The organism is Oceanobacillus senegalensis, from assembly GCF_900176885.1.
Lineage (GTDB): Bacteria > Bacillota > Bacilli > Bacillales > Amphibacillaceae > Oceanobacillus > Oceanobacillus senegalensis.
Genome location: NZ_LT839648.1, coordinates 519,493 through 531,866, shown reverse-complemented (window position 1 = coordinate 531,866; position 12,374 = coordinate 519,493). Strand labels below are relative to the sequence as shown.

11 protein-coding genes are annotated in these 12,374 nt (G+C 36.6%); 7 read left to right on the top strand and 4 right to left on the bottom strand.

Annotation, left to right across the window (positions count from 1 at the left end):
* Window positions 1-99 precede the first annotated feature (99 nt).
* Window positions 100-1,686: a phosphoglycerate dehydrogenase gene (serA, locus tag CAO17_RS02435; protein ID WP_085991242.1), complete on the top strand. Its 1,587-nt coding sequence runs from the start codon at window positions 100-102 to the stop codon at window positions 1,684-1,686.
* A gap of 56 nt (window positions 1,687-1,742) precedes the next feature.
* On the opposite strand, the gene CAO17_RS02430 is transcribed toward serA, so the two are convergent.
* Window positions 1,743-2,531: an HAD family hydrolase gene (locus tag CAO17_RS02430; RefSeq protein WP_085991241.1), complete on the bottom strand. Its 789-nt coding sequence runs from the start codon at window positions 2,529-2,531 to the stop codon at window positions 1,743-1,745.
* Between the two features lie 240 nt (window positions 2,532-2,771).
* Here CAO17_RS02430 and CAO17_RS02425 point away from each other — a divergent pair, with 240 nt between their 5' ends.
* Entirely contained in the window at window positions 2,772-3,866 is a 1,095-nt protein-coding gene (locus CAO17_RS02425) for a branched-chain amino acid aminotransferase (protein ID WP_085991240.1), read from the top strand.
* Window positions 3,867-3,959: 93 nt separating this feature from the next.
* Here the strand turns inward: CAO17_RS02425 and CAO17_RS02420 are convergent, their stop codons facing one another.
* Window positions 3,960-4,166, bottom strand: a complete 207-nt coding sequence (locus tag CAO17_RS02420; protein WP_085991239.1) for an alpha/beta-type small acid-soluble spore protein — start codon at window positions 4,164-4,166, stop codon at window positions 3,960-3,962.
* 183 nt (window positions 4,167-4,349) lie between these two features.
* Between CAO17_RS02420 and CAO17_RS02415 the strand changes: the two genes are divergently transcribed.
* A complete protein-coding gene (locus CAO17_RS02415) occupies window positions 4,350-4,817 on the top strand; it encodes an SRPBCC family protein (protein ID WP_085991238.1) in 468 nt (155 codons plus the stop codon).
* 321 nt (window positions 4,818-5,138) lie between these two features.
* Window positions 5,139-6,005, top strand: coding sequence for a YitT family protein (locus CAO17_RS02410; RefSeq protein WP_085991237.1), 867 nt, complete (start codon window positions 5,139-5,141; stop codon window positions 6,003-6,005).
* Between the two features lie 67 nt (window positions 6,006-6,072).
* Here the strand turns inward: CAO17_RS02410 and CAO17_RS02405 are convergent, their stop codons facing one another.
* Window positions 6,073-6,378: a hypothetical protein gene (locus CAO17_RS02405; protein WP_085991236.1), complete on the bottom strand. Its 306-nt coding sequence runs from the start codon at window positions 6,376-6,378 to the stop codon at window positions 6,073-6,075.
* Window positions 6,379-6,671: 293 nt separating this feature from the next.
* Between CAO17_RS02405 and CAO17_RS02400 the strand changes: the two genes are divergently transcribed.
* Together CAO17_RS02400 and CAO17_RS02395 are read left to right on the top strand one after the other, a co-directional pair.
* Window positions 6,672-7,592 (top strand): peptidase U32 family protein, encoded by a 921-nt coding sequence (locus CAO17_RS02400; protein WP_085991235.1) that lies wholly within the window; start codon window positions 6,672-6,674, stop codon window positions 7,590-7,592.
* Window positions 7,593-7,608: 16 nt separating this feature from the next.
* Complete coding sequence (locus tag CAO17_RS02395; protein ID WP_085994385.1) at window positions 7,609-8,841, top strand: peptidase U32 family protein; 1,233 nt, start codon at window positions 7,609-7,611, stop codon at window positions 8,839-8,841.
* An 82-nt stretch (window positions 8,842-8,923) separates the two neighbouring features.
* Here CAO17_RS02395 and mbcS read toward each other — a convergent pair whose 3' ends face one another.
* Window positions 8,924-10,504, bottom strand: a complete 1,581-nt coding sequence (mbcS, locus tag CAO17_RS02390) for an acyl-CoA synthetase MbcS (RefSeq protein ID WP_085991234.1) — start codon at window positions 10,502-10,504, stop codon at window positions 8,924-8,926.
* Between the two features lie 142 nt (window positions 10,505-10,646).
* On the opposite strand from mbcS, the gene CAO17_RS02385 reads away from it, so the two are divergent.
* Window positions 10,647-12,026, top strand: coding sequence for a tetratricopeptide repeat protein (locus CAO17_RS02385; protein WP_085991233.1), 1,380 nt, complete (start codon window positions 10,647-10,649; stop codon window positions 12,024-12,026).
* The last annotated feature ends 348 nt before the right edge of the window (window positions 12,027-12,374 follow it).

The following is a 12,374-nucleotide window of genomic DNA, read 5'->3' as shown; positions in this document are numbered from 1 at the left end:
CATACATATGCAAATCCTTAATCCTTTCACACCTTATGTGTACACTAACCTGCTTTAAACCAAAATAAAAGAATCAAATATTCTTAAGGAGGTTCAAGCATGTCTTACCAAATTTTAATTAGTGACCCACTTAGTGAAGAAGGAATTCAACCATTACGTCAAACTGAAAATGTAAATATTGTGATGGAAACGAATCTTTCACCAGAAGAATTGGAGGAGAGAATTAATCAATTTGATGCCTTACTAGTACGAAGTGGTACACAGGTAACTCGCTCGCTTATTGAGAAAGGAAAAAATCTAAAGATAATAGGTCGGGCTGGAGTCGGAGTAGACAATATCGACCTAGATGCTGCAACTGAGCATGGTGTCATCGTGGTTAATGCACCGAATGGAAATACCAATTCTGCAGCAGAGCATACGATGGCAATGCTAATGGCCCTTTCAAGAAATATTCCACAAGCCTATCTTTCATTGAAAAACCATCAATGGAATCGCAAAAAGTATGTCGGGGTAGAATTACGTGATAAAACATTGGGAATTGTTGGACTTGGGAGAATCGGTACAGAGGTTGCAACCAGAGCTAAAGGCCAGCGTATGAATGTGATTGCGTATGACCCGTTTTTCACAGAGGAAAAGGCGGAGAAAATGGGAATTGGATATGGAACTTTTGAAGAAGTTATACAGCAGGCTGATTTCATCACTGTTCATACGCCACTACTTAAAGAAACTAGACACCTAATTAATGCAAAAGCCTTCACCATGATGAAACAGGGTGTATATATTGTTAACTGTGCAAGAGGCGGCATTATTGATGAAGATGCCCTTTATGAAGCAATTATAAATAATAAAGTAGCAGGCGCTGCTCTTGATGTGTTTGAGGAAGAACCATTCATGGACCATAAATTACTGGAATTACCTGAGGTGATAGCAACCCCACACTTAGGTGCAAGTACCATCGAAGCGCAAGAAACGGTTGCTGTTGATGTGAGCCACGATGTTATCCGCTATTTAAACGAAGATACCGTGAAAAATCCAGTGAACCTTCCATCCTTATCCAAGGATATTATGCAAAAAGTAGAGCCCTATTTTCATCTAGCAGAGAAACTTGGATCCTTCTTAATCGACTTGACTAATGAGGTAGCAGAGGAAATTCATATCTCCTATTCAGGAGAGCTTTATGGCATGGAAGTTACGCCGATTACTCGGAATACGGTGAAAGGTATTTTAAAACGTCATTTAGGGATACATGTGAATGACGTAAATGCTTTATTTCTTGCTGAACGAAAAGGAATACTGGTGAATGAAAATAAAACCTCATCTACTCAAGGCTTCACCAATCTGATTACGGTTGAGATGAAAACCAAGTCACAAATAAGAAAAGTAGCTGGAACATTACTTAATGGGTTAGGAGCAAGAATTGTAAAAGTAGATGAATATAGTGTAGATGTCCGTCCAGAAGGTCATCTTGTTGTGATAGAACATATTGATCAGCCCGGAGTTATTGGTAGAATGGGAAGCTTGTTAGCAGAGCATGACATCAATATCGCCACTATGCAAGTGGATCGAGCTACTATAGGAGGAAAAGCAATTATGATTTTAACCATTGATCGTCATTTGGATAATACTGCTCTTAAAGCTTTGGATAGACTAGATGAGATAAAAGAAGTCGTGGCAATTGACCTTTGAAAAGTTGTATATCCCACCAAAAAGCACACAGCTCATAAAATGCTGTGTGCTATCATTTAATGCTTTTCAATAATTTCCAATACTTCTGAGAGCTGGCTAACTTCATAGGTTGGTTTAACATCCTTCGCTTCAAGACCTTTGCGATTAATCCAGATATTAGGAATACCCACACGATTAGATCCCAGTATATCGGTATTCAAATTATCTCCTACCATGATTGCTTCACCAGCTGTCAATTCAAGCTGTTCGAGTGCATATTCAAATATGGTTGGATCCGGTTTCCCTTTTCCAAAATCACCCGAAATTATTATTTTATCAAAATATGGACAAAGCTCTGGAGTCATTTTTAGTTTGATATTCTGCAACTGCGGAGATCCATTGGTTAATAGCAATAAGCGATAGTCCTCTTTTAACTTTTCCAATATGTATAGACTTTCCTCATATAAACATGGTACCAGTTTTCTTTCCTCTGGAAATGCTTCAGCAAGCACTTGCCCAAATTTAGGTTCATCTATCCCGAGTTCTTTTAAACCATTGGTCCATGCTTGTCTCTGATATTCTGGTGCAATTTTACTCAGCTGTTGGAATCCTTCACCAGAATCAGTGAACGTACCCCATAATCCCTCAAAAGGATTGATTCCAATCATTCTAGTAAATGGATAAACATCGTAGCTTTCATATAGTTCTCTAGCATGTTTTCTTACAGCATCTTCTAATTCAACAGGATCTACATCATACTTTTTTGTTGCAATATTGCACGTTCTTTCAAATGCTTGTCTTACACTTTCCTCATCCCATAGTAGCGTGTCATCTAAATCAAAAAAAACAGCCTTAAGTTTTTGCATCTATTCTCCTCCATGAATTCAATCTTTTTTAAATAATCAACTAAAATCTAATTTACCATAAATCACACTATATTGGACATTGAAAAACAACGATTTTTGTCGACTTTTGTTGGGAATTTCCCTATGAAAGGACCCCTAAAAATTTTCTGTTTTATTAAAGAATTTTAAAATTTAGTCTTGCCTAAATGAAAAATATAATTTATGATTAATAGAAATTCTTTATGCAAGGAGATAATATAAATGGTAGATCAATCAATTCGTGTGGAAAAAAGTCAATCAAGAAAATCAAAACCAAATCCTAATGATTTAGTTTTTGGTAGAAACTTTACGGATCATATGTTTGTAATGGATTATGCAGAAGGTTTAGGATGGCATAACCCTAGCATTATTCCATATCAGAGTCTTACAATTGACCCTGCTTGCATGGTTTTTCATTATGGTCAATCCGTATTTGAAGGTTTAAAAGCATTCCGTACAAAAGATGGAGACATTCAATTATTTAGGCCCGAGAAAAACTTGCAACGTTTAAACAACTCTAATGAACGTCTCGTAATTCCACCAATTGATGAGGAGTTCGGATTAGAAGCAATTAAACAACTTGTGGAACTGGATAAAGACTGGGTTCCAGCAGCAGAAGGAACTTCTCTCTATATCCGTCCATTTATTATTTCTACTGAACCTTACTTAGGCGTGGCACCATCCCATCATTATAAATTCATCGTTATTATGTCACCAGTAGGTTCCTATTACAAAGAAGGCATAAACCCGGTTAAAATCGCAGTAGAAGATAAGTATGTTCGTGCCGTTAAAGGAGGAACAGGAGAAGCGAAAACAGGTGGTAACTACGCTTCCAGCTTGAAAGCACAAGAAATCGTTGAAAAAGAGGGCTACTCTCAAGTGCTATGGTTAGACGGTGTACACCGCAAATACATTGAAGAAGTAGGAAGCATGAATGTTTTCTTCAAAATCAATGGGGAAGTAGTAACACCTGCATTGAACGGTAGTATCCTTCCAGGCATCACAAGAGATTCTGTTATCCAACTTTTAAAACATTGGGATGTTCCTGTATCAGAACGCCAAGTTTCGATGCAAGAAATTTTTGAAGCACATCAAAACGGTACATTGGAAGAAGCTTTTGGTTCCGGTACAGCAGCTGTTATTTCCCCAATTGGTGAACTTTATTGGGAAGGACATCACTTAAACATCAATGACGGAAAAACTGGTGAATTATCTAAGAAAGTTTATGATTATATCACAGGAATTCAATACGGTAAAAAAGAAGATCCGTTAAATTGGATTGTAAAGGTTGAAAAAAAAACTGAAGTAAAATACTAATTGGAATAACCCTCACTTCTGGATAAAAAGGCTGTAGACCCTATAGGGACTACAGCCAATTGTTTGTATATTAATTATCAGTATAACCAATAACTATTTATTATTGTTATTGGCCATGCTTTGTTCGGCGATTTGAATCATTCGTTTGACCATCTCGCCACCCACCGAACCGTTCTCACGTGCAGTTGTATCCGCTCCAAGCTTTACATTGAATTCATTTGCGATTTCTTCCTTCATGCTATTCAATGCATTATCCGCACCAGGCACTAACAATTTATTACTATTGTTATTATTTGCCATCAAGAATCACTCCTCGGGGGGGATTGAACAGATAAACATCTGCTCATAGTTAGTTTTTTCAAAAGAGCTATTATTATTCTTCATTCTGAAATCATACCTGTCCTTTTGTTCTAAACAAACGTTTTCACCCATATACTTACAATGTTTGAATGGATATTGTTTTTACATAAGGGGGTATACTAATTGGCTAAAGGAACTCACCAAGTGGAAATAAACTTACCAATATGGAGCATTTGGGATTTTGTAAGTGACATGAATAATTGGGCACCTTTAGTTCCAGGTTACGTGGAACATAAAATAATCGATGATAGACATTCAATTTGGAAAATACATGGGGATATAGGGGTAATGCAAAGAACCGTCTCATTAAACATTCACATTATAGAGTGGATTGAACCAGAAACGGTTATTTTCCATGTAACAGGATTAAATGGTTCCTGTAAGGGGGATGGATATTTCGAGGCAAAAGCTATTTCGGCTACTAAAACTAAAATGACCGGTTGCTTAGATATCAGTGTAAAAGGTATGGTTGGGACAATGATTAATCCTGTTTTAAAAACCATTGTACCGAAAGTTGGAAAAGATTTTACAGAGAAAGTTGCCAATAAAATTGTAGAGAGAGAAGCCCTAAGAGAAAGAGCAACGATGTAGGTTATTTTCCGTATTTATTCATGAGAAGAAAGAAAACTTAGTCAAACTATTCCTCCTCGTTTTGACCTGAGTCGAAGGTCAAAACGAGGATTTTTCTTCTCAATCTTCACCAGGCATCTAACAATAATCTTTAAATTATATTTATAATGAAAATCGCTGACCTTAGTACAAGGTATTCCTCTTTGTAATTCCATGCACTATAAATGAAACAATGTCTCTCCCTACACAGAGAACCCCAACCTATTTTCCACTATTTACTCTCTTCTCCCTAGGTGGTAAAGTAATGAATAGTATGTTTATCATCGAAAGGAAAAAATCAACATGAACTCATTGAATCCAAATAATGCTATGACAGAATACGCGTATATTCTGATTGGAGCGACACTAGTAGGATTAGCGTATAATATTTTTTTCCTACCAGCTAAATTGGCTGCAGGTGGGATTTCCGGAATTAGTACGATTCTATTCGAGGTTTATCAGATCAGCCCATCTTTGGTTCAATTTGTTGTTAACATCCCTATTTTTATCATTGGCTGGATTGCTCTCGGAAAAGATTTCAGTTGGAAAACCCTCGTTGGTACTTTCTGGGTTCCATTTATCATCTTTCTCACTCAGGATATTCCAATCACAGTAACCAACCCATTACTTGGCGCCCTTTATGGAGGAATTATTTTAGGCGTAGGATTAGGGATTGTTTATAAAGGGAATGGATCAACCGGTGGTACAGCAGCAATCGCACAAATTGTTAAAAAGTTCACTGGCATTTCTAGCGGATATTCACAATTTATAGTTGATGGGTTAGTAGTTATTGCCTCTATCATTGTTTTTAACCTAGAATTGACATTATTTGCTTTATTAGCTATTTATATTTCCGGGAAAGCCATCGACTTTGTACAATTACGGACATCTACAACAAAATTAATCATGATTATCACCGACCAAGATGAGCAGGTTCAAGCACTCATTCATAAACAAATTGATCGTGGTTTAACTAAAGTCCGGTCCATTGGCGGCTATACGAATGAAGACAAGACCATGATACTCTGTGTTACCCAGCAGCAAGAAGCTGTTCAATTAAAAAAACAGCTACAAAAGGAATTGCCGACTACCTTTGTTATATTTATTGATGCATCTGAGATTATGGGGCGAGGTTTCACACTTGATAAATATTACGGTCAAAAGCTATAATCAAAAAACGCGTTTCTACTTTCATCAAAAAAGGTCCACTCTATTTGAATAGAATGGACCTTTTTTATTAACCATGTCTATGACTGTGAGTCGTTTCATCCAAAAATGTCTCGGATTTGACATGGTCATGCTTATCACAATAATAAATCACTGTCTTAATCATATGGGTTTTTTGACATGTTCGCGTCCTCTTAATGAAATTCTTCCAGTATGTATACTCGTGCGTTCCTCCATCGACCTCATTGAAATCCGTACTATACTCCACCCAGTTATGATCCAACTCTTCCTTCACCTGTACATCTGCTTCTACCAGAGTCGTATCCACTGAAAGCAAAATAAAAAGAGCACTTAACCCAAAAATAAATTTCTTCATTCAATCACCACACTTGAAAACGATATTTCTTCTTTAAATAATATGGCTTACATAAAAGGTATCTATACTTATTTAATAAAAGGATGAAAATTCAGTAAAGTAATTCTCTTTTATATCCCTCCTTCAATAAACTCCTAATCATATTTACCAAGTAAAAAACACCCTATGATTCCACTATTATCACGTTATTAACATTATTAATATCAGAAAATATAAAATTGTCACAAATGTTTCAAATACATCTCTTTCCTTTTGTGTTAATATTTTTCTAGAAAAGAAAAGGAGTCTTGTGAATGATTGAGTTAATATCAACAGTAGAATCTATAGATCAGGCAAATGCATTAATCAAAGAAGGAATTGATGTTTTATATATCGGTGAGGATGAATTCGCCCTGAGGCTGCCATCTTCACTTTCAAAAAAAGAAATTACCGAAATTACAGCCCTTGCTCATGAGAATAACAAGCAAGTGCGTGTCGCTGTTAATGCAATCATGCATAATGATCGCATTGCAACAATCATTCCATATTTAAAATTTTTACAGAGCATCAACGTCGATTCAATTACAGTTGGGGATCCTGGTGTTATTCATCTCATGAAAAAGAATAACATCTCTTTACCATACTTATATGATGCTCAGACCCTTGTGACAAGTGCCAAGCAAATTAACTTTTGGGCTAAACGTGGTGCGACTGGAGCCATACTCGCACGTGAAATAACCTATCCTGAACTCGTGGAATTAAGTACACAACTAAAGGTACCAGCAGAGATTTTAGTATATGGTGCCACATGCATTCATCAATCCAAGCGAACCCTTGTTGAAAACTATTTTAACTTTGTGGATGAATATGAATCTACCGATAAGGATAGAGGATTATTTATTTCCGAACCAAAAAGGAAAGAAACCCACTATTCCATTTATGAGGATCGTAATGGTACACATATTTTTGCAACAAATGATGTCAATCTCATGGAGGAAATAAAAAAATTATACAACATTGGAATCAAGCAATGGAAATTAGATGGCATTTTTACCAAGGGAGATTCCTTCGTTTCCATCGCAAAGTTATTTGTACGTGCCAAAAATGCCATATTATCCGATGCATGGAGTGATTCTTTAAAAAGAGAATTAAATGAACAGTTAACCCAACTACATCCAAAAGAACGGACTTTAGATAAAGGCTTTTATGCTAAAGATCCAAGTGAAATTCAATAAGAAGGTGAATAGTATGATGAAAATAATAACGAAAAAGCCAGAAGTTTTAGCACCAGCTGGTACATTGGAAAAGCTAAAAGTAGCGATTCATTATGGGGCAGATGCCGTTTATATTGGTGGAAATGCCTATGGATTAAGAAATCGTGCTGGTAATTTTACATATGGTGAGATGTATGAAGGGGTGGAATTTGCCAATAAACATGGCGCAAAAGTGTATGTAGCTGCCAATATGGTCACCCATGAAGGTGATACGGAAGGCGCAGGAGACTTTTTCCGAACTTTACGAGACATCGGTATTCATGCAGTCATAGTGTCCGACCCAGCATTAGTTGAAATTTGCGCAATCGATGCTCCTGGATTGCCAATCCATTTGTCCACACAAGCATCCGCAACGAACTATGAAACATTAAATTTTTGGAAGGAGGAAGGACTTGAACGAGTTGTTCTTGCTAGAGAAGTGAGCATGGATGAAATAAAAGAAATGCGCATGAAAACCGACATTGAAATCGAAGCATTTATTCATGGTGCCATGTGTATTTCTTATTCAGGTAGATGTGTACTTTCCAACCATATGTCTAATCGGGACGCAAATCGTGGTGGGTGTTCTCAATCTTGCCGGTGGAAATACGGGATATTTGATATGGAAGGCCCGGAAGAACGCAATTCCCTATTAGGCGGGAATCCAGAAGAGGCATTTTCCATGAGTGCTGTAGATATGTCCATGATACACCATATCCCAGAGCTCGTGGAAAACGGGATTGATAGCTTAAAAATCGAAGGACGTATGAAATCCATTCATTATGTCTCAACCGTTTCCAGTGTATATCGTCAAGCTATTGACACCTATTGTGCTGATCCGGAAAACTACGAATTTAAGCAAGAATGGGAAGATGAATTATGGAAAGTCGCACAACGGGAGCTGGCAAGCGGATTTTACTACGGTATGCCAACAGAAAAAGAACAGCTATTTGGACCAAAACGAAAAATTCCTGCTTATACATTTATCGGTCAAGTTCTTGACTATGATGAACAAACACGAATCGCTACCGTCCAGCAGCGTAATAACTTTGGTGTCGGTGACAAGATTGAATTTTATGGGCCAGATTATACCCATGTGGAACAGATTATTGAAGAGTTATGGGATAAAGATGATAATGCCATTGACCGCGCTCCTCATGCTATGATGATTGTTAAAATAAAGGTGGATTACCCTGTTAAAGCTATGGACATGATGCGTAAGCTAAAATAATGAAATTTTATATTTTCCTAACGTAGAACTTATTAAGCCCTACATTCAAACAAATAATGACGTTTGAATGTCGGGCTACTGTTTATTTAGCTAATTCCTTTTCTCTTTGTCTCAATTCAACACGACGAATTTTTCCTGATGACGTTTTTGGTAATTCTTCTACAAATTCAATTTTTCGTGGATATTTATATGGAGCTGTTAATTGTTTAGCATGATGTTGTAATTCTTTCACTAATTCTTGATTTGCTTCTTTCATATGATTCTGCAGTACAATAAATGCTTTTACTACATTCCCCCTCACTTCATCAGGACTTGCTACTACAGCACACTCTTTTACAGCTGGATGTTTAACAAGTGCATCCTCTACTTCAAATGGTCCTATTGTATACCCAGAGCTAACAATGATGTCATCATTACGACCTTCAAACCAAAAATAACCTTCTTCATCCATTTTTGCCTGGTCACCTGTAATATAAAAATTTCCTCGGTGTGATTTGTTCGTCCGTTCCTCATCCTTATAATAACCTTTAAATAATGCCGGTGTGTCAAGTGGAATTGCTATGTCTCCAACTTGTCCAACAGCCACAGGTTTCCCGTCCTCATCAATTAATTGCACATGATTTCCTGGTGTTGGTTTACCCATAGATCCAGGCTTCACTTTCATTCCTTTTAGAAATCCAAGAAGCAATGTATTTTCCGTTTGACCGTATCCATCTCTGACAGTGACACCAAAATATTTTTCAAATTGATCAATTACTTCTCGATTCAAAGGTTCCCCAGCTGACACAGCACTGTGTAAAGATGAAAGCTGATAGTCTGATAGATTATCTAATTTTGCCATGAGACGATATTCTGTTGGTGTACAGCAAAATACATTAACAGAGTGTTTCTCTAATAAGTTCATGTATTTTTTCGGTTCAAATCTTCCTTGATACACAAAGCCAGTAGCACCAGACCCTAACACAGATAAAAATGGACTCCATACCCATTTTTGCCAACCAGGTGCAGCCGTTGCCCAAACAACATCTCCATCACGAATCGATAACCAATTGGATGGTGCTGTTTGCATATGGGCATAGCCCCATGCATGCGTGTGCATAACTGCCTTAGGATTTCCTGTCGTTCCAGAAGTGTATGGTAAAAATGCTAAATCATCACTTCTTGTAGGAACAATTTTTAAGGAACCAGAAGACACTGCTTTTAAGTGGTCCAAGTCATTCCAACCTTCAACAGCCCCACCAACGGAAAACTTCACTAAAGAATCATATTCGTCAACATCTGTAAATTGAGAAGTAAAATCCTTATAACTAACAACTCCTCGAACCTCACCATGTGTGATGCGATATTGCAGATCCTTCGTCCGAAACATCTCAGAACACGGAATGATGATAATCCCAGTCTTCAATGCTGCAATATAGACCTCATACGTTTCAATTTTCCGAGGCATCATCACTAGCAACTTGTCCCCTTTTTTAAGACCAAGTTCTAACAGTGCATTTCCAATTTTATTTGCATTATTCAGTAGTTGTTGATACGTGATTTCCTTCACATTACCTAGTTCATCCTCCCAAATAACTGCCCTCCTATCCGGATCGTTCGCATATTTCTCAAATTCCATGACGATATTATAATCCTTGGGAGCTATTAACTGCTCACGCTTCATTATTTCATCTCCTAACAATTTAGTACTAGATACTAATTTCTAGTTATTATATCAGATATAACCAAATTAAGAAAGAAAAAGCTTAGAAGGTGAATATACAGAAAGTATGTTATCATAAGGGGAAGAAAAGGGAGGTATGAAGATGAACAACATTCGATTTCAGGTGAACGTTAACAAAAGACCGTTAACCTTAACCGCAGAACAGCTTACCATATATAAGCAAACCAAAATAATAGAAGCAACTGACAAAAATTCTAATTTTTATTATGTCTTATTTTTTAAAAACAAATTTATTAATGGAGTGAAGGCTAAGTCCATTCGATTACATTCCTATATCCATCAAGCATTAAAAAAAGGAATCCATTTCAATGGAAATCACCCATTTATTGCACAACTCATCGGTAACAAATCATCCTTCCAATTTGTTAAATTTAATCAACTTATAAAATCGCTTCCTAGAACCTACAATCAAAAAGAAATTGCTTTTATCTTTCTATTTTTCAATTCCTTCACAAAACAGGGAACAAGCAAAAAGCTTTTTAAACATACGTTTTATGAATACCACAGAAACGGTCAAGATTTCATTGCCTACCAATTATTAAAATATTATTCCAACTATTATTCTAAAGATAAATTTGTCTATGACATGCTGCATAACCTCGAATTCAAGCGGTACGAAAAGCACTATGCAGATGCACATACAATGGTTGAAAAGGATCCAGATTATACGGAGTTAATCTGTTTTGATGAACGCCATCACCAACATTCCGCATCCATCTTATTTAAATTACACAAAAAACAAAACAGAGAAATGGATGAGCTAGCCGTTCGTATAAACCTACTTAACCGGGATTATTCCAATGAAAACTTTTGTGAAATAAAATCGATTATCGAAACCTTTCATGTTGATGAGCAAATTCAAATAATGAAAGATATTTGTGATGTTCATCCTGTTAATAACGTGAAAGATACATTAGTATCTCTTCTATTAGCTAATGAAAATGCCAATGAAATTGTCCAATTTATCCTTTCTAAAGATATCCAAATCGATGAGAAGAGACTTCCCCTTGTTGCCGAACTCTTTCAAGAGGCCCATTCATCTGTTCTTATTTCAAATTTTCCACAATCCAATCAACGATTATTGTCTTTATCTAATGGGAACCGTGAGATATTAGAAAGGTTAATCACCCCATTAATCCATGCCTACATCAATGAATATGATTTACATGCCATTATAAAGTGGTTCGAACCCTTCCATAAAGTCAATATTCACCTTCCAATAGAACAAAGACTAAACAAAATGATGAAGCTAGAAAATGACCCTGATCAGCAATTTGCTTTAGGTGAATTGTATCTAGATTTTCATCAACTAGAAAAATCCATTGATTGCTTTAAGTGGGAAATGGAATTACACCCTGAAGACCCGCGACCTGTTATTTATCTATCTAAAATTTATTCTGAAATGGGAAATCAAGAGGAAGCCAATGCATATCAGCGATTAATGATTCAAATGACTAAATAAAGAGAACTCCAATCAGTGGGGTTTTTCTTTCATCCCCCACTGAAACAAGTCCGTTGCAACGCCCTTGTTACCTACTTCCTGTAGGTCCGAACGAATCGGGCTTTTAGAGCCAGTTTATACCACTATGAACACAAGGCCCTTCCCCACCTGAAAGGGTTTGCTTTTCCTCCATTTTTGAGGTGAGGGTATTACTTCTCCTTAACCTGCGATAAGCCTTACATAAATTCCCATTAAATTAGTGGGTATTTTCTAAAAGTAATTGACACATTAGGCATAATCTACGTATAATATAAACAAATACAAAGCCAACTATTTTCATAGGATTTATAATGTTAAGGAGATGGAATC